The sequence below is a fragment of the Ideonella sp. genome (assembly GCF_044358605.1).
Taxonomy (GTDB): Bacteria; Pseudomonadota; Gammaproteobacteria; order Burkholderiales; family Burkholderiaceae_C; genus Ideonella.
In genome coordinates this window covers 99,941-115,732 of record NZ_JBIKNQ010000003.1, presented here as the reverse complement: position 1 = coordinate 115,732, position 15,792 = coordinate 99,941, and the positions used below count along the sequence as shown (strand labels likewise).

The window sequence follows — 15,792 nt, the reverse complement described above, 5'->3', positions numbered from 1 at the left end:
GGCCTGATTATCGCGGAGGCGCTGGCATCATCGGAGGCTGAATCCAACAAAGGGAAGACCGCATGAGTCAGGGGAGATGGGGGCGTGGGCTGCTGTGCGGCCTGCTGGCCTGCAGTGGGCTGGCGTGGGCGCAGTTGGGGCAAAAGCCCTCGGGCTTTAAGCCGACAGGCGCTGCAGTGGGGGTGGTCGACCCGCATTTGGCCAGCAGCTTGGTGGCGCAACCCGGCCGGCCGGTGCCAGGCTCCACGGCCGACGCCCTGCCCGGCTGGGTGTTCCGCCTGGGCAGCCGCGCCGAGTTTGACCAACTGGCGCGGGTCTACGACGCAGGCACGCCGCTGGCCCTGCCGCACCTGATTTTTGCCATCGACCGTGGCCAGGCCGACAAGGTCTATTTCATCCACTCGCGGCGCTTCCAATTTCATGAGCAGTTTCTCAAGGCGCGCGACCATGTCAGCGACTTTGGGCCCGGCGGCTTGAACCAGAACTACCGCTCGCCCCAGCGCCGCTACTTGTTTGGCACGCTGGCCTGGCGCGCGCAGGCCAAGGCCTGGGCTTATGAGTTTTGGGAGGGCGATCAGCTCACGTCGGAACTGCTGGCCCTGGCCCACAAACGCTTGGGCGAGCAGTTCTTTGCGCCGGTGGTGTTCAAGCCCAATTCGGCCGCCCAGGAGGCGGTGGGCCAGGGCTTGAAGCTGGCGCTGCTGACGCAGGCCGAGGTGATCTCGCAGCAAGGCTTTATGCCGCTGAACCCCGGGCAGTCCGTGGGGCGGCTGCGCGTGCTGGCGCCCGGCCAAGCTTTGGAGACCTTGGAGCCGGACGACATCGCCTTGCTGCAAGAGGTGCCGCTGAGCCTGCCGCCGGTGGCGGGTGTCATCACGACCCGGCCTTCGACGACGCTGTCGCATGTGAACCTGTTGGCCAAGGGCTGGGGCATCCCCAATGCCTATGTGCGAGAGGTGGCCGAGTGGCTGGCGCTGGACGGCCAATGGGTGCAGCTCAGCGTGCAGCGTACCGGGGTCACGCTGCGGCCCAGCAGCGCTGAGGCGCGCACTGCGCCGCGCCGCCCGGGCGCCCCCAAAGCCTGGCCCCAAGCCGACCTGAAGCGCGCGGCCTTGTTGCCGCTGGGGCAGATGCGGGCGGTGGACCGCCAGCGCTGCGGCAGCAAGGCCGCCAACCTGGGCGAGCTGACCCATGCTCAGCAGCGCGGCGCCTTGAAAGACGTGGCGCCGGTGCCCGATGGCTTTTGCATTCCCTTTGCCGACTTCGCGGCCTTCATGGCCCAACCCCAGGCTCAGCAGGCTTTGCGGGCAGCGCAGGCTGAGCCCGGTTTTGCCGAGAGCCGCCAAGTGCGCGCACGGGCGCTGGCGAATTTGCGTGAAGCGCTGGTGGCCCTGCCGCTGCCAGAGGGCCAGGCCGCCCGTTGGTCGGCCACTTGGCAGCGCCAGTTGGCGGGCGACGGCGTGTTTGTGCGCAGCTCATCCAACTCCGAAGACCTGCCCGGCTTCAGCGGCGCGGGGCTCTACACCACCGTGCCCAACGTCAAGCAGGCGGAGGCCCTGATGCAGGCGGTCAAAAAGGTCTGGGCCTCGGTCTTCAATGCCGAAGCCTGGGAGGCCAGGCGTTGGCATGGCGTGCCGCACGACAAAGTGGTGATGGCGGTGCTGGTGCAGCGGGCCATTGATGCGCGCTCGTCGGGGGTGATGGTCACGGTCAATCCGTTCGACCCTGCGCAGCCCGGCGTCACGTATGCATCCGCCAAACGAGGCTTGGGCATTCGCGTGGTCGAGGGTCAGCGTCAGGCCGAGCAGGTGCTCTATGCCCGGCGCAGCAATGCCATTCAGGTCTTGAGCCGCTCTGATGATCCGGTGGCCTTGTTGCTGGACGAGCAAGGCGGTGTGCGCGAGCAGGCGGTCGAGCCCGGTCGAGTCGTGCTCAGTGATGACATGGTGAGGCAGTTGGCGCGCACAGGGGAGCAGGTGCGCAGCCTCCTGGGCCATGGCCCCCAAGACATTGAATGGGCCACCGACCCCCAAGGGCGTTTGGTGCTCTTGCAGGCGCGGCCCTTTGTGCAGGCGCTTGTCCGTTAAGGGGCTGCCTTGGCCTCGGCCACAAAGCCAATGCGCGTCAGCCCAGCCTGCTGCAGCAGGCCAATCAGCTCGGCCACCTTGCCATAGGGGGCAGTGTTGTCAGCGCGCAGATGGACCTCGGTGGCGGGGTTCTTCTGCGCCGCCTCTTTAGCCTTTTGGCGCAGCTCGTCCAGGCTGCTGCGCTGCTCGCCAATGAAGAGGCGGCCTTCGCGGTCCAGCCCCACGGCCAGCACGGCGGCCGCCTCACTGGGCTTGGCGCCGTCGGCTTTGGGCAGGTCCAGGCGCAGGCTGCTGCTCATCAGCGGCGCAGTGATCATGAAGATCACCAGCAGCACCAACATCACGTCGATCAGCGGCGTCATGTTGATGTCGCTCATCGGGGTGCTGGGCCGGGGCCGCTCCAGTCTGCCGAAGGCCATGATCAACGCCTCTCTTGCGCCAGCTCTCGCAGATCGTGGGCAAAGCCTTCAAGGTCGGCCTCGCACTCATTGATCCACTTGCCAAACAGGTTGTAGGCCAGCACGGCAGGGATGGCCACGGCCAGCCCGGCGGCGGTCATGATCAAGGCCTCGCCCACCGGGCCGGAAACGCGCTCGATGGTCATGCCACCGCCAGCGGCCAAGCCCATCAGGGCGTGGTAGATGCCCCAGACCGTGCCGAACAGGCCGATGAAGGGGGAGGTTGCCCCGACCGAGGCCAAGAACACCTGGCCCATCTGCAGGTGACCCAAGCTGCGGTGCAGGGCATCGCGCAGGCGGCGGGTGAGCTGAGCCTCGGGCGTGGCGCTGGCTTGCAGCGTGCCGGCCGCAGGCGTTTCCAAGGCCGCATGCACCAGGGGGCTGAGCACGCCCTCGCGGTCCAGGGCGGCCAAGCGTGCTTGGCCTTCGCTGAGATTGGGGGCTTGCCAGAATGCGGCCACGGCACGCTGCGCGTCTTGACGTGCCCGGCGCAGGCCCCAGGCCTTCCAGAGGATGACCACCCAAGCGACGATGGACATCAGCAGCAGGGTGATGGCCACGGCACGCCCAATGGCGTCGCTGGCGCTCCAGAACGCGGTCAGGCCGTTCATGCGCGCAGGCCCAGCACGTCTTGCATGTCGTACAGGCCGGGTGCGCGGCCCGCCAAGAAGCGCGCGGCGCGCAAGCTGCCTTGGGCAAAGGTGACGCGGCTGGAGGCCTTGTGGGTGATTTCGATGCGCTCGCCGATGCCTGCAAACAGCACGGTGTGGTCGCCCACCACATCACCCCCACGCACGGTGGCAAAGCCGATGGTGGAAGGGTCGCGCTCGCCGGTCACGCCTTCGCGGCCATAGACCGCACAGGTGCTCAAGTCGCGGCCCAGGGCGGCCGCCACCACTTCACCCATGGCCAAGGCGGTGCCGCTGGGGGCGTCGACCTTGAAGCGGTGATGGGCTTCGATGATCTCGATGTCGTAGCCTTCGTTGAGCGCACGGGCGGCTTGGTCCAGCAAACCCAGCACCACATTCACGCCTACGCTCATGTTGGCGGCCATCATGATGGGGATGTCTTTGGCGGCTGCGCCGATCTCGGCTTTTTGCGCAGCGCTGAAACCGGTGGTGCCAATGACCATGCCGATGCCGTGCTGGCGGCAATGGGCCAGATGGGCCAGTGTGCCTTCGGGGCGGGTGAAGTCGATCAGCACTTGGCTGTGGGCCAAACCTGCGGCCAGGTCCGCCTCAATGCGGACGGCACTCTCGCGCCCCAGCCAGGCCGTGGCATCGGCGCCCAGCGCGGGGCTGTTGGGGATGTCCAGCGCCCCGGCCAAGACGCAGTCAGGGGCGGCGACGACGGCCTCAATCAGCATGCGGCCCATGCGGCCCGAGGCGCCCGCAATGGCAAGGCGCAAAGGCTCAGCAGCACTCATTACAAGGGCTCCAGCGGAGGATAGGTGCGGGCAGCGCCCTTGGGCTGGTCGGCGTTGCTGGCCACGCGGGGTGCGGGTGCGGGGAGCGCAGCCTTCTCCTCATCCGTCAAGGCCAGCTTGGGCTCTTTGTCGGAGCGTGAGGGGCGGCTGATGGAGGCGACAAACTCGCGCTCGGTGGGCAGTTCAGGGGCGGTCAGCGTCTTGACGCGGTCGCCGTCGAACTCCACCACCACGGTGCGTTGCTGCGGCTCGGTGCCTTGGCGGCGCATCGTGAATACGTAGTCCCAACGCTCGGCATGGAAGGGGTCGGCCAACATGGGGGAGCCCAGCACGTCGCGCACTTGGGTACGGCTCATGCCGGGCTTGATCAGGTCTGCTTGCTCGCGCGTGACCACATTGCCTTGCACGATCTCCACACGGTAAGGTGTGATCAGACTGGTGACACCGCCGCTCATGGTGTTGGAGAACTGGGCGCAGCCCGTCATGGCCAGCAGGCCCGCGATGGCGGCGGCTGAGCGAAGCCATGGGGCGGCAGATCGAGATGAACACAGCATGGAGGAGGAGCCTCGGTGATCAGCAAAAAACCCGTGGCCCAGCGGGCCACAAAGCGCAGAGAGATAAGCAAGCTGCAAGCAGGCTGGCTATCATGCGGCGATTCTAGCGGCGGCGCCTGGGCGGTGTGGCCAGTGTTCAGGACTCCCCATGACCCATGTTGACGAACTCAAGAGCAGCGGATTGAAGGCCACTTTGCCGCGCATTCGCATTCTGGAAGTGTTTCAGAAAACTTCTCAGCGGCACATGACGGCGGAGGATGTGTTCAAGGCCCTGTTGGCCGAGCAGGCCGACATTGGTTTGGCCACGGTGTATCGGGTGTTGATGCAGTTCGAGCAGGCGGGCATTTTGTCCCGCAGTCACTTCGAATCGGGCAAGTCGGTGTTCGAGCTCAACGAGGGCGAACACCACGACCATCTCGTGTGTTTGACCTGCGGGCGGGTGGAAGAATTCTTTGACCCTGAGATCGAAGCCCGGCAGCGGGAGGTGGCGCAAAGCCGGGGCTTTGCGCTGCAAGACCACGCACTTTCACTCTATGGCCACTGCACCAAGGCCAACTGCGAGCATCGCCCGGTTAAAAGTCTCGGCCAGACGCCATCGCGGCTTGGTGGCGGCGAATGAACTCTTGATAGGTGTCGATGCCGCGCAATTGCAAAATAGTGTTGCGCACCGCGGCTTCGACCAAAACGGCCAAGTTTCGGCCCGCATCCACCGCAATCACCACTTTGCGAATGGGGATGCCCAGGATCTCGTCGTAGAGCGGCTCATAGGGCAGGCGTTCAAACTCCCGCTCCATGGTTTCTTTGCGCACCAGATGAACAATCAGCTTGAGCCGCATCTTGCGGCGCACGGCGGTTTCACCAAAGATGGCCTTGATGTCCAGCAGGCCGATGCCGCGGACCTCCAGCAGGTTCATCAACAGTTCGGGGCAGCGGCCTTCGAGCGTGGTTTGCGACACACGGAACAAGTCCACCGCATCGTCAGCCACCAAGCCATGGCCGCGGGAAATCAGCTCCAGGCCCAGCTCGCTCTTGCCCAGACCTGATTCGCCGGTCAGCAGCACCCCCATGCCCAGGATGTCCATGAAGACGCCGTGGCGGGTGGTGCGGTCCGCCAGAGCCTGCCCCAGAAAAGACCGTACCAAGTCGATCACATGGCCCGCAGAGTACGTGGTGGCAAAAAGCGGGATTTCGGCACGATCACACATCGCCACCAGCTTGTCGGGGGCCTTCTCACCATCGGCCACGATGATCACGGGTGGCTCCAGCGTCACGATGCGCTGGATTCGGCTAGCTTGGATTTCTGACGGACAGTCCGCCAAGTACGCGACTTCGCGCCTACCGACGATTTGAACTCGATACGGATGAATGTAATTTAGGTAGCCCACTAAGTCAGCGGCTGAACGAGCTTCTCGAATCGCGGCATCGTCAAAGCGTCGCTCTGGGTGCGCATGCCCCGCAATCCACTCCCAGTGCAAGGTGGACTGGTGTTCTTCGAACAGCGCCTCAGCGCTGATGGAGATGGCCTTCACGCGCTATCGCCTTGGTGTGGGCGGTCAGGCCACAGACTTCAGCGGCTCCCAGCCGGCGATCAGGCTGTGAACCGTCGCCGCGTCGGGGGCGGTCTTGAGCTTCTCGCGCAGTTCGCGGTCAGACAGCAGCTCGGCGATCTCAGAGAGGATTTCCAGGTGCCGCTGCGTCGCCGCCTCCGGCACCAGCAAAAAGATCAACAGGCTCACGGCCTCGTCATCGGGCGCATCAAAAGGGATGGGTTGTTGCACACGCAGCACGGCGGCCAGCGGGTTCTTCAGCCCTTTGACGCGCCCGTGGGGCACGGCCACCCCGTGGCCCAGGCCCGTGGAGCCCAATCGTTCTCGGGCAAACAAGTTGTCGGTGACTGTCGCGCGGGCAATGGCGTGCTGGTTTTCAAACAGCATACCGGCGTGCTCGAACGCGCGCTTCTTGCTGGTGGCTTCCACACTGACCAACACATTGTCGGCAGGCAGGATGGCGGCGAGGCGGTTCATGGCGGGCTCTTTCGACGACGGGGTCACTGGGGTACTGCGGCAGGACGACCTTGATGCGTCACTTCTGATGCTGCATTATAAAAATCGGCAGTGGCGGGGTGAACTTGAATTTGCGAACATTTTGTTGCAACCCCGAACTTGCTGCATTGCAACAACAAGCGCTCATGAAAAAGGCGATCCGAAGATCGCCTTTGGCGGGCAGGCCGAGTGCATTGGCTGCCGACTGTGAGTTGTCGCTCACATCACGCTGACGCTCTGGCGCTTGACGCTTGCGTGGTGATGATCTTGCACCTTGTCCTTGTGGCGGACCACTTGACGGTCTAGTTTGTCCATCAATTGGTCAATGGCGGCGTACAGATCCTCGTGAGATTGCTCTACAAAAATGTCCTTGCCCTTGATATGCAAGTTGACTTCTGCTTTCTGGCGGCGCTCCTTTTCTTTGAGCTTTTCAACGGTCAAGAGGACATTGACATCAACCACCTGGTCAAAGTGCCGCGTGATGCGGTCCAGCTTGGTCAACACATACTCTCTGAGGGCTGGGGTCACTTCCAGGTGATGTCCGCTGATCTTCAGATTCATCGAGGCCTCCTTACGGGCGCGCAAACGTATGGAACGAGCTGCGAATCAGGCCTGCCGGTGAAGGCAAAAGCGCCGATCCGTCTGGTCAACTATGCGCGCTTTAAATCGCTTTGCCAAGCATGTTCAGGTGCAAAAAATCGGTGTAGATTCCGGGCTGAAGCAGGCTTTGCCAAGTTCTGCACTGAGTGGGCAAAAACTCAGACTTGGGGCCTTTAGTCGCCTTGTTTTTCGCCGAGAGGCCAGGGGTTTTCCCGGGCGCGCGCCGGAGAAGCGGGGCGGTCTTGCTGAAAGCCCTTGATCTTCATCTGGTCTTTCGTCGGGGTCGCCACCAAGGGCAAACGCAGGTTCACCCTGCAACCCTGGCCCAGGGCGCTCTTGACGCTCACGCTGCCGCCCAGCAAGGTCACGATTTCCTGCACCAAGCTCATGCCCAAACCAGTCCCAGGGATCGGGCCTGAAGGGTCTGCACGGTAGAAGCGCTCAAAGATGCGGGCTTGTTGCTCGTTGCTCATGCCAATGCCGTGGTCGAGCACCACGATGTCTGCCATCTCGCTTGAGCCTTTGATGCGGCGTGCGTCGATCTCCACCGGCGTGCTGGAAGGCGAGTACTTCAAGGCATTGGACAGCACGTTGATCAACACCCGCAGGGTCTTGCTGCGATCCACCCACAGCAGCTCTGCACTTGCTGCGATGCGCACATGAATCCGCTGGGGATGAAGGCCGCTAGGCAGCGACTCACGGGCTTCCTGGATCAAGGCGCTCAACGACACCGCTTCGCGCTTGAAGTCTTGTCCACGCTTGGCATCCACGCGCGCCAAGTCCAGCAACTCTTCGACCAAGTGCGACAGAGAGTCCGCCTGTCGGCACAGGATCTCCGTCACCTCGGCAAAGCCTTCGGGCTTGAGCTTTCTGCTGCGCAGCAGTTGTGCAAAGCCAAAGAGACTGGCGACGGGGTTGCGCAACTCATGCGCCGCGACCGACAGAAACTCACTACGGCGCCGCTCTTGAGCCTGCATGGGCGCGAGATCGCTCAAGTACACATTGAACGTGCCCTGCGGCTCTGTGAGCCCACGCAATAACTGCTCCGTGCCATTGACGAAACGCAGGGTGATCGGCCTGCCTGCGGCAGCCGCCTGAAGGCATTGCGACAAAGGGCCAGGTGACCCCATGCCCTCGGTCAACAGGGGCCTCAAGCGTGCATCGAGGTCGGCCAAGGGCTTTCCCAGCAACTCCTCCACGGTGCTGCTCAGGGCCTTGGCAAAGGCCGGGTTCGCCCACAGCAGGCACTGCGCGGCGTCAAAGCGGGCCATGCCGTCTGGTGCATGCGCCAGCAGAGGCAACAGAGCATCGCAAAGGTCGGGCTGAGGCGGCGGCATGGGAGGAGCCTGGTCACTCGATCAGTCAGGCCCTGGGTGGAGAAGATGATGGGCTTTCGGCGCAGGAGGTTATGGCTTGAATTTTCAAAAATAAATGATAAATTTGAACAATGACCCGCCAAGACGACGATGTGCTCACCACCCGGCAAGCCGCTGACCTGCTGGGCGTGGCCTTGCGCACGGTGCAGTTGTGGGTAGAGGCGGGCGCGTTGCCGGCTTGGAAGACGGCGGGCGGTCATCGGCGCATTGCGCGCGAGGCGGTGGAGCGCCTGAGGCAGCGCCAAGTGCAAGACATGCAGGCCCCAGCGCTCGGAGGGCCACTTGCGGCGGATGCCCGCGTGCGCCTGCTGGTGGTAGAGGATGACGCCGACTTGCTGCGGCTCTATGCCTTGACCGTCGACTCTTGGGACTTGCCCATCGACCTGGACCTGGCCCGCAATGGCTTTGAGGGCTTGGTGCGATTGGGGGAGCAGCCGCCCGACATGCTGATCACCGACCTGATGATGCCGGGCATGGATGGCTTTCGCATGATGCGCGCGCTGCAGGCCATGAAGCCCCTGGCTCAGAGCATGGACATCTTGGTGGTCACCGCGCTCAGCCCGGCCGACATTGCCGACCGCGGGGGCTTGCCCGCAGGCATCGAGTCCTTCACCAAGCCGGTGCCTTTTTCGCATCTGGAGCAGCGCGCACGCCGCCTGCTGGCGCAAAAGGTGGCGGCAGGCGCCTTCAGTCGTTCTCATTCCGCCTGAAGCAGGCGATTTCCGCTGCTTATTCGGCTTTCGTGACAAATGTCCTCGTGTTAAAAATGATAAAAATGAACACTACTCTGGACACTGATCTTCAAGGAGGTGCGCCACATGCACGCCACACTCGATGAACTGCTGGAACACTCTCAACACGGCTTGCTGTGGGTGGGCCAGGACGGCACGATCCGTCACATCAACTCGCAGGGCGGCTTACGCACGGGCCTGGCCCTGGGCCGTAAGCTCTTCGACCCGGACGTCAAGCGCGCATTGGTGGAGGTCATCACCAGTCGCACGCCTAAGGTCGTGAAAGCCATTGGTGCCGCGCCGCGCCCTGGCGCCGCGCCGGCCGAACTGACCTGCCGGGTGCTGCCGGGCCTGGCCAAGGATGATGCTTTTGTGGTGGTTCAGGCTGAAGGGGCTGACAGTGGCGGTGCGGCCTTTGACAACCTGATGCAAGTCATTCGCACCGATTTGCGCGACCCGCTGCGCCTCGCCCAGCAAGCCGTACAAGGGGCACTGAAGACGGGCGTGGCTAACGACATGAAAGTGGCCGGCGAGCAGGTCGATACCCTGATGAAGGTGGTCGAAAAGCTGGTCGATCTTGCAGCGGTGTGGCGCTCTGATTCCTTGATGGCCGCGGATCGCATTGAGCTGTGGCCACTGCTGCAGCAATGCTGGGCCGAGGTCGAGCCCCTGGCGCAGCAGCGCAGCGTTACCGCCCGCTTGCAGGTGGAGGGCGAGCTGAGCGACTTGGCCGTCTTGTACGGCAGTGAGCAATGGCTCACACGCGTGTTCAAAGAGTGCCTGGAAATGGCGGTGCGTGGTGTGCCTGCGGGCGGTGGCTTGGAGATTGAGCACCGGCAAATGGGCGGGCGCGCCATCATCATGCTGCGCGATGTGGGTGTCTTTAGCCAAGAAGAAGTCAAGGGCGTGGAATTGACCGGTGGCCCGGCTAAAGCGACTGGGCCGGCTGCGCCCAAGCGCCCCGTCGGCGAAGCCATTGGCCTGCAACTGGCGCAACACATCATCTCGCTGCACGGCGGGCAGCTGCGTGAAGAAGACGAAGGCGGTCTGCACACCTTTGTGATCGACCTGCCCACCGGCGCGCCGCACCAGTTTGATTCCAGCCAACTCGATATTGCCCAGGCCCAGCAGTACGCCAAAGACCTTGCCGCCTTGATGGCTCGCGCCCGCGACCGCAAAGCCCAAGCCCAGAAGCCCGATTGAGTCACCAAGCCCCCAGGGAGTCACACCATGAAGCGCATATTGATTGTTGAAGACCAAACCGACATCCGCAAACTCATCCGCATGACGCTGGAGTTTGAGAACTACGAAATCCACGAAGCGGCTGACGGCTCCTTCGGCCTGCGCATGGCCGCGGCCATTCAGCCGGACCTGATGCTGCTGGACGTGATGATGCCCGGCGAGTTTGACGGCCTGCAGGTCTGCCAACGCATCAAGGCCGACCCGGCGACCCAGCACATCAAAGTGGTGTTGTTGACTGCGCGCGGCCAGCAACGTGACCGCGAGGCTGGCGAGCACGTGGGCGCCGATGAGTACCTCATCAAGCCCTTCAGCCCGCTGCAACTCATAGACACCATCGAACGCCTGATGGCACCGACGGCCTGAGCGCCTGAGAACGACCTGGCGCCACGCGCCGTGCCGCGCTACCCGTTGCGCATGACGGGTAGTCGGCGACAGCCTGGAGAACGCGTTGAGCACTTACTCACTCCAACGCTCGCAACTGGAGCGAGCACTGCCCCACCACCTTTGGCTGGACGCGGGCTTGACCATTTGCAGTACCGGTGCGGGCTGGGCCGCACAGCGGGCAGACCTGCTCGGGCGTCCGCTGAGTGAGGCCTTCCATGTCGTGAAGCCTCAAGGCTTGAGCACGCTGGCGGATTGGCGAGCCCTGGCTCCTCAGCAGGTCTGCGTGCTCCAGCGGTGCGGCGCTCCAGCCGTGAGCTTGCAAGGCCATGTTGAGGACTTGGGAGACGATGGCGTGCTGCTGGTTCTGTGTCCCACAGGCTCCAGCGAGCGACAGGCGCAGATCGAAACCATGCTGGAGTTGAACGACGCTGGCGTGGCCTATTTCGATGCCGACGAGCGCCTGCGCCACCACAACCAAATGCTCAATGGACTGATGTCCTTCATGCCCGGCGAGGCTTTGGGTCTGAGCTTGGAGCAGTTTGAGGAAAGGCTGCTCAAGCTCTTGGCACCGTCCGAGACCCAGCGCAACCCCATCACCGAATTGTTGGTGGCAGAGAGTGCGGGGCAGGACGATGCCACCATGGTGCTGCGCCGAGAGCGCCCGTTCTATGCGCTGATTGAGGTCTCGATACGCCGCAGCGATGACGGCGGCCACGTGGTTTTCGTGCGCGACACCACCCGCGAAACTGAGACCGAGCGCATGAAGAGCGAGTTTCTCTCCAGCGCCGCACATGAGCTGCGCACGCCCATGGCCAGCATCCTGGGCTACACCGAGTTGTTGCTGCACCGCGACCTGCCCGAAGAGCGTCGCGTCGAGGCGCTGACGACGGTGCACCGCCAAAGTCAGTTGCTGATGCGCATCGTGAATGAGCTGCTGGACTTGACGCGGATTGAATCTCGCCAAGGCCGCGACATGGACCGCAAGCCCACGGCCTTGAGCCGCTTGCTAGAGCAGATTGCCCAGTCTCAGCTCGAAGCCGGGGTCAGCCACCCTTTGAGCCTGCCGGTGGACTGTCCCGACACACTGCTGCTGATCGACGAGATCAAGGCCGTGCAGGCGGTCTCCGAAGTGCTGGACAACGCGCGCCTGTACTCTGAGCCCGGTCAGCCCGTGGCGCTCAGCATCGTGGCCGCCGATGAGCAGTGGTTGACGCTGGAGATCCGCGACCGCGGCATTGGCATGACCCCCGAAGAAGTCAGCCGCGTGTGCGAGCGCTTCTGGCGCGCCGACGCCTCTCGCCATGAGCCTGGCACGGGCCTGGGCATGAGCTTGGTCAAAGAGATCATCGACCTGCAAGGCGGCTGGATGGAGATCGACAGCGAGCCAGGCCAGGGCACGGGCGTGCGTATATCTCTGCCGGTTGTCACGGTGGCCTCGATCAGCGGCGCCCCCATGGACCATAATTCGGCCATCGCCACTACGAAGGTGCCCCCCTTGGACGCCCCTCACCCGCGGTGACCGTCCCCTCCAGCCCGGTGCGCTGAGGCTCAGAGCCCCTGAGCTTTGTCTCCGGATGCGGGGTGAGACGGTTCCCACTCCCCCGCCCAGGTGCTTTGAGCACCTGTTGAAAGCCCCGAATTGCGCCGCAGCCGCTGAGCTGCGCGCCATGCCGATGCTGGAACTGGACCCATGCTGAACGTATTCACGCTGGACAAAGGCCGCCTCAGTGGCCGATTGCTGCAAGAAGAAATTGACTCGGCCGCCGACCTGGCCGACGTGCAACCCGTCTGGGTTGATTTAGAAGCGCCCACGGCCGAAGAGATCGGCTGGATTGCCGCCCGCTTTGGCCTGCACATCCCCAACAACATCGTTGATGACGACCTGGAAGAGTCCGCCCGCTTCTACGAAGAAGACAACGGCGAGCTGCACATCCGCTCCGACTTCTTGATCGACGACGACATCACCCCGCGCAACGTGCGGGTGGCCTTCATCCTCTTTCACAACGTGCTGTTTTCGGTCCACGCCGAAGACTTGCCGGTGTTTCGCCTGCTGCGCCTGCGCGCCCGCCGCATTCCGGCCTTGATTGAAGACGCCAAGGATGTGCTGCTCAAGCTTTACGACGCCGACGCCGAGTACTCCGCCGACGCGCTGGAGGGCATCTACGACTCCCTCGAGAAGGTCAGCGCCCGAGTCTTGAAGCAAGACGTGGACGACCGCGCCGCCGGTGAAGCCCTGGCCGCCATCGCCCGCGAAGAAGACTTGAACGGCCGCATCCGCCGCAATGTCATGGACACCCGCCGCGCCGTCAGCTTCATGATGCGCAGCCGCATGCTCAATGCCGAGCAGTTTGAAGAGGCGCGGCAGATCATGCGCGACATCGACTCTCTGGACAGCCACACAGCCTTCTTGTTCGACAAGATCAACTTCTTGATGGACGCCACCGTCGGCTTCATCAACATCAACCAGAACAAGATCATCAAGATCTTCTCGGTGGCCAGCGTGGCCCTGCTGCCGCCCACGCTGATCGCCAGCGTCTACGGCATGAACTTTCAGCACATGCCTGAGCTCAGCCAAACCTGGGGCTACCCCTTCGCGCTGGGGCTGATGGTCTGCTCGGTGGCCGCGCCGCTGATCTACTTCCGTCGCAAAGGCTGGATGCGTTGAGCGAAGTCTTCAAAGCCCTCACGCTGGACTTGGACGACACGCTCTGGCCGGTCTGGCCCACCATCGCGCGGGCAGAGCAGCAGGTCCACCAGTGGCTGCAGGCGCATGCCCCGCGCACAGCGGCCCACTTTGATGTGGCGGCATTGCGCCAGGTGCGCCATGTCGTGGGCCAAGCCCACCCCGAGCAAGCGCACGACTTGGCGTGGTTGCGCCAAACCAGCTTGGTGTGGGCGCTGCGCGAGGCCGGGGACGATGAAGCGCTGGCGCCCGCGGCCTTCGAGGTGTTCATGGCCGAGCGCCAGCGCGTGGTCTTGTACCCCGACGCCTTGGCTGCGCTGCAAGCCCTGAGCGCCCGTTGGCCCTTGTTCGCACTGACCAACGGCAATGCCGATTTGGCGCGCATCGGCCTGGCCGACTACTTCGTCGGCGGCCTCAGCGCCAAGGTCTTTGGCCAGGGCAAGCCTGCGCCCGCCATCTTCCATGCCGCCTGTGAGCTGTTGCAGCTTGCCCCACACCAGGTGCTCCACGTGGGCGACGACTGGGCCTTGGACATCGAAGGTGCTTGTGGTGCCGGCTTGGCTGCCGCTTGGGTCTGCCGCCCAGGGCACCCCACCAAACCCGCGGATGCCTCGGCCCGGCCTTGGTTTGAGGGTGCAGACCTTGCTGACTTGGTGAGAGCGCTAGGGGCGGGTTGAAGCGCGCAGTCTGCTTGCGTACGCAGCGCCACAGCTTATCGCCGTCGCATCATCAGGGGTCACAGCATCGCGATGCTGATCGAGGGTTTAGACCCGTGCCTCCAAAACCAGCCGCTGCTCGCCGCTAGCATCACCCGCTTTCGCTGAGGAAGACGCCCATGGTGCTGGCGGCCAATATCGTGGTGGGCTTGATTGCTGCCCTGCATGTTTACATCCTGGTGCTGGAGATGTTTCTCTGGACCACACCGCGTGCGCGGCGCGCCTTTGGCACCACGCCTGAGTTTGCTGAGGCGACCAAGGTGCTGGCGGCCAACCAAGGCCTCTATAACGGCTTCTTGGCCGCAGGCCTGATCTGGGGCTTGGTGCTGGGTGAAGCGGGCTTTGGGGTGAAGGTTTTCTTCCTGGCCTGCGTGGCCGTGGCGGGCTTGTACGGCGGCGCCACGGCCAGCAAGCGCATCGTGTTCATCCAGACCTTGCCCGCCGTCATCGGCCTGCTGCTCTTGATGGGCCACTGAGCCCAGCTCAGCCCACCATCGGCCCCTCAATGCCGGCCAGCAGGCCGCGCAGCCAGCGCTGGGCGGGAAGGGCGTCTTTGCGCAGGTGCCACATCATCTCCACATGCACGCGGCCCAAGGGCAGCGGCAGAGGTTTGACGACCAAGGCAGCAGCTGCGCCGGTGGCCTCCACAAAAGATTGCGGCAGCACCGTCAGCAGGTCGGAGCCCGCTACCACGCGCCCGGCGGTGTAGAACTGATTCACCGTCAACACAATACGGCGCTGCTGGCCCACGGCCGCCAGGGCTTGGTCCACAAAGCCATGGGCACGGCCTGAAAAGCTCACCAGCAAATGGTGGGCGGCGCAGTAGGCCTCCAGCGTCAAAGGCTGGTCGGCCAGCGGGTGGCCGCGGCGCATCACGCACACATAGTGGGTGTCGTAGAGTCGCTGGTGGCGCAGTGCGGCGTCATCGCCTTGCGCCAGCAGGGCGGCCATGGCGTCGGGGAAGTAGCCCACCGCCACATCCACTTCGCCGCGCTCCAACATGGCGCGCGGGTCGCGCGTGGCCAGCGGCACCACGCGCAGATTGGCCAGGGCTTGTTGCGCTTCAATGGCCTGCACCAAGGCCGGCATCAGCAAGGCGGCGGTGGCATCGGCCATGGCTAGGCGGAAGGCCACGCGATCGCGCGCCGGGTCAAAGGCGCTGGGCGCAAAGGCCTGTTGCAGCGTGCCCAGGGCCGCACGCACTTGCGGCCAAAGGGTTTGCGCCAAGGGCGTGGGCCGCATGCCGTGCGCGGTGCGCTCAAACAGCGGCTCCCCCACCGACTCGTTCAGGCGCTTGAGCGCATGGCTGACGGCCGGCTGCGTCATGGCCAAGACCACGGCACTGCGCGTCAGGCTGCCCTCGGCCATCACCACGTCAAACACACGCAGGAGGTTCAGGTCCAGGGTGCGGAAATTGAGCTTGCTCACGATATTCGATTTATCAATATCACTTCTGCCAATTATTCAATAGACACACATTGGTGCAAACCCTT

19 protein-coding genes are annotated in these 15,792 nt (G+C 63.9%); 10 read left to right on the top strand and 9 right to left on the bottom strand.

Annotated features, from left to right (window positions below; translation table 11 throughout):
- Window positions 1–62: 62 nt before the first annotated feature.
- Entirely contained in the window at window positions 63–2,087 is a 2,025-nt protein-coding gene (locus ACIQ3Q_RS02115) for a PEP/pyruvate-binding domain-containing protein (RefSeq protein WP_396267314.1), read from the top strand.
- Here ACIQ3Q_RS02115 and ACIQ3Q_RS02110 read toward each other — a convergent pair.
- From ACIQ3Q_RS02110 to ACIQ3Q_RS02095, 4 genes are read right to left on the bottom strand one after another with little or no spacing between them, the layout of a single operon-like run.
- A complete protein-coding gene (locus tag ACIQ3Q_RS02110) occupies window positions 2,084–2,506 on the bottom strand; it encodes an ExbD/TolR family protein (protein WP_396267313.1) in 423 nt (140 codons plus the stop codon). The genes ACIQ3Q_RS02115 and ACIQ3Q_RS02110 overlap by 4 nt on opposite strands.
- A 2-nt stretch (window positions 2,507–2,508) precedes the next feature.
- Window positions 2,509–3,156, bottom strand: a complete 648-nt coding sequence (locus ACIQ3Q_RS02105) for a MotA/TolQ/ExbB proton channel family protein (protein WP_396267312.1) — start codon at window positions 3,154–3,156, stop codon at window positions 2,509–2,511.
- Window positions 3,153–3,971: a 4-hydroxy-tetrahydrodipicolinate reductase gene (gene dapB, locus ACIQ3Q_RS02100; protein ID WP_396267311.1), complete on the bottom strand. Its 819-nt coding sequence runs from the start codon at window positions 3,969–3,971 to the stop codon at window positions 3,153–3,155. The genes ACIQ3Q_RS02105 and dapB overlap by 4 nt, the downstream gene beginning before the upstream one ends.
- Entirely contained in the window at window positions 3,971–4,525 is a 555-nt protein-coding gene (locus tag ACIQ3Q_RS02095; RefSeq protein ID WP_396267310.1) for an outer membrane protein assembly factor BamE, read from the bottom strand. The genes dapB and ACIQ3Q_RS02095 overlap by 1 nt, the downstream gene beginning before the upstream one ends.
- A gap of 148 nt (window positions 4,526–4,673) precedes the next feature.
- Between ACIQ3Q_RS02095 and fur the strand changes: the two genes are divergently transcribed.
- On the top strand, window positions 4,674–5,144 hold the full coding sequence (gene fur / locus ACIQ3Q_RS02090; protein WP_396267309.1) for a ferric iron uptake transcriptional regulator: 471 nt from the start codon (window positions 4,674–4,676) through the stop codon (window positions 5,142–5,144).
- Here the strand turns inward: fur and hprK are convergent.
- Complete coding sequence (gene hprK, locus ACIQ3Q_RS02085; RefSeq protein ID WP_396267308.1) at window positions 5,098–6,054, bottom strand: HPr(Ser) kinase/phosphatase; 957 nt, start codon at window positions 6,052–6,054, stop codon at window positions 5,098–5,100. The genes fur and hprK overlap by 47 nt on opposite strands.
- Window positions 6,055–6,078: 24 nt before the next feature.
- On the bottom strand, window positions 6,079–6,549 hold the full coding sequence (locus ACIQ3Q_RS02080; protein ID WP_396267307.1) for a PTS sugar transporter subunit IIA: 471 nt from the start codon (window positions 6,547–6,549) through the stop codon (window positions 6,079–6,081).
- On the opposite strand from ACIQ3Q_RS02080, the gene ACIQ3Q_RS02075 reads away from it, so the two are divergent.
- Window positions 6,548–6,778, top strand: coding sequence for a hypothetical protein (locus ACIQ3Q_RS02075; RefSeq protein WP_396267306.1), 231 nt, complete (start codon window positions 6,548–6,550; stop codon window positions 6,776–6,778). The genes ACIQ3Q_RS02080 and ACIQ3Q_RS02075 overlap by 2 nt on opposite strands.
- Window positions 6,779–6,786: 8 nt before the next feature.
- Here ACIQ3Q_RS02075 and hpf read toward each other — a convergent pair whose 3' ends face one another.
- Window positions 6,787–7,128 carry a ribosome hibernation-promoting factor, HPF/YfiA family gene (gene hpf, locus ACIQ3Q_RS02070; protein WP_396267305.1) on the bottom strand — a complete coding sequence of 114 codons (342 nt, stop codon included), beginning with the start codon at window positions 7,126–7,128 and terminating at the stop codon, window positions 6,787–6,789.
- Between the two features lie 212 nt (window positions 7,129–7,340).
- On the bottom strand, window positions 7,341–8,504 hold the full coding sequence (locus ACIQ3Q_RS02065) for an ATP-binding protein (protein ID WP_396267304.1): 1,164 nt from the start codon (window positions 8,502–8,504) through the stop codon (window positions 7,341–7,343).
- A 110-nt stretch (window positions 8,505–8,614) separates the two neighbouring features.
- Here ACIQ3Q_RS02065 and ACIQ3Q_RS02060 point away from each other — a divergent pair, with 110 nt between their 5' ends.
- The 7 genes from ACIQ3Q_RS02060 (at window position 8,615) to ACIQ3Q_RS02030 (ending at window position 14,775) form a co-directional block, all read left to right on the top strand.
- Entirely contained in the window at window positions 8,615–9,253 is a 639-nt protein-coding gene (locus ACIQ3Q_RS02060; protein WP_396267303.1) for a response regulator, read from the top strand.
- A gap of 108 nt (window positions 9,254–9,361) precedes the next feature.
- Window positions 9,362–10,477 (top strand): sensor histidine kinase, encoded by a 1,116-nt coding sequence (locus tag ACIQ3Q_RS02055; protein ID WP_396267302.1) that lies wholly within the window; start codon window positions 9,362–9,364, stop codon window positions 10,475–10,477.
- 27 nt (window positions 10,478–10,504) lie between these two features.
- Entirely contained in the window at window positions 10,505–10,879 is a 375-nt protein-coding gene (locus tag ACIQ3Q_RS02050) for a response regulator transcription factor (RefSeq protein ID WP_396267301.1), read from the top strand.
- 85 nt (window positions 10,880–10,964) lie between these two features.
- Window positions 10,965–12,419: a sensor histidine kinase gene (locus tag ACIQ3Q_RS02045; RefSeq protein ID WP_396267300.1), complete on the top strand. Its 1,455-nt coding sequence runs from the start codon at window positions 10,965–10,967 to the stop codon at window positions 12,417–12,419.
- Window positions 12,420–12,590: 171 nt separating this feature from the next.
- Complete coding sequence (corA, locus tag ACIQ3Q_RS02040) at window positions 12,591–13,565, top strand: magnesium/cobalt transporter CorA (protein ID WP_396267299.1); 975 nt, start codon at window positions 12,591–12,593, stop codon at window positions 13,563–13,565.
- Window positions 13,562–14,260, top strand: coding sequence for an HAD-IA family hydrolase (locus ACIQ3Q_RS02035; protein WP_396267298.1), 699 nt, complete (start codon window positions 13,562–13,564; stop codon window positions 14,258–14,260). The genes corA and ACIQ3Q_RS02035 overlap by 4 nt, the downstream gene beginning before the upstream one ends.
- A gap of 158 nt (window positions 14,261–14,418) precedes the next feature.
- Entirely contained in the window at window positions 14,419–14,775 is a 357-nt protein-coding gene (locus ACIQ3Q_RS02030; RefSeq protein WP_396267297.1) for a DUF1304 domain-containing protein, read from the top strand.
- Between the two features lie 7 nt (window positions 14,776–14,782).
- Here the strand turns inward: ACIQ3Q_RS02030 and ACIQ3Q_RS02025 are convergent, their stop codons facing one another.
- Window positions 14,783–15,727, bottom strand: a complete 945-nt coding sequence (locus tag ACIQ3Q_RS02025; RefSeq protein ID WP_396267296.1) for a LysR family transcriptional regulator — start codon at window positions 15,725–15,727, stop codon at window positions 14,783–14,785.
- Window positions 15,728–15,792: the final 65 nt, after the last annotated feature.

Bases quoted from the DNA above. Each gene is read 5' to 3' on its own strand.
- ACIQ3Q_RS02115 (WP_396267314.1), top strand. From the start codon at position 63: ATGAGTCAGGGGAGATGGGGGCGTGGGCTGCTGTGCGGCCTGCTGGCC.
- ACIQ3Q_RS02110 (WP_396267313.1), bottom strand. From the start codon at position 2,506: ATGGCCTTCGGCAGACTGGAGCGGCCCCGGCCCAGCACCCCGATGAGC.
- ACIQ3Q_RS02105 (WP_396267312.1), bottom strand. From the start codon at position 3,156: ATGAACGGCCTGACCGCGTTCTGGAGCGCCAGCGACGCCATTGGGCGT.
- dapB (WP_396267311.1), bottom strand. From the start codon at position 3,971: ATGAGTGCTGCTGAGCCTTTGCGCCTTGCCATTGCGGGCGCCTCGGGC.
- ACIQ3Q_RS02095 (WP_396267310.1), bottom strand. From the start codon at position 4,525: ATGCTGTGTTCATCTCGATCTGCCGCCCCATGGCTTCGCTCAGCCGCC.
- fur (WP_396267309.1), top strand. From the start codon at position 4,674: ATGACCCATGTTGACGAACTCAAGAGCAGCGGATTGAAGGCCACTTTG.
- ACIQ3Q_RS02075 (WP_396267306.1), top strand. From the start codon at position 6,548: ATGGCGGGCTCTTTCGACGACGGGGTCACTGGGGTACTGCGGCAGGAC.
- ACIQ3Q_RS02080 (WP_396267307.1), bottom strand. From the start codon at position 6,549: ATGAACCGCCTCGCCGCCATCCTGCCTGCCGACAATGTGTTGGTCAGT.
- hpf (WP_396267305.1), bottom strand. From the start codon at position 7,128: ATGAATCTGAAGATCAGCGGACATCACCTGGAAGTGACCCCAGCCCTC.
- ACIQ3Q_RS02065 (WP_396267304.1), bottom strand. From the start codon at position 8,504: ATGCCGCCGCCTCAGCCCGACCTTTGCGATGCTCTGTTGCCTCTGCTG.
- ACIQ3Q_RS02060 (WP_396267303.1), top strand. From the start codon at position 8,615: ATGACCCGCCAAGACGACGATGTGCTCACCACCCGGCAAGCCGCTGAC.
- ACIQ3Q_RS02055 (WP_396267302.1), top strand. From the start codon at position 9,362: ATGCACGCCACACTCGATGAACTGCTGGAACACTCTCAACACGGCTTG.
- ACIQ3Q_RS02050 (WP_396267301.1), top strand. From the start codon at position 10,505: ATGAAGCGCATATTGATTGTTGAAGACCAAACCGACATCCGCAAACTC.
- corA (WP_396267299.1), top strand. From the start codon at position 12,591: ATGCTGAACGTATTCACGCTGGACAAAGGCCGCCTCAGTGGCCGATTG.
- ACIQ3Q_RS02030 (WP_396267297.1), top strand. From the start codon at position 14,419: ATGGTGCTGGCGGCCAATATCGTGGTGGGCTTGATTGCTGCCCTGCAT.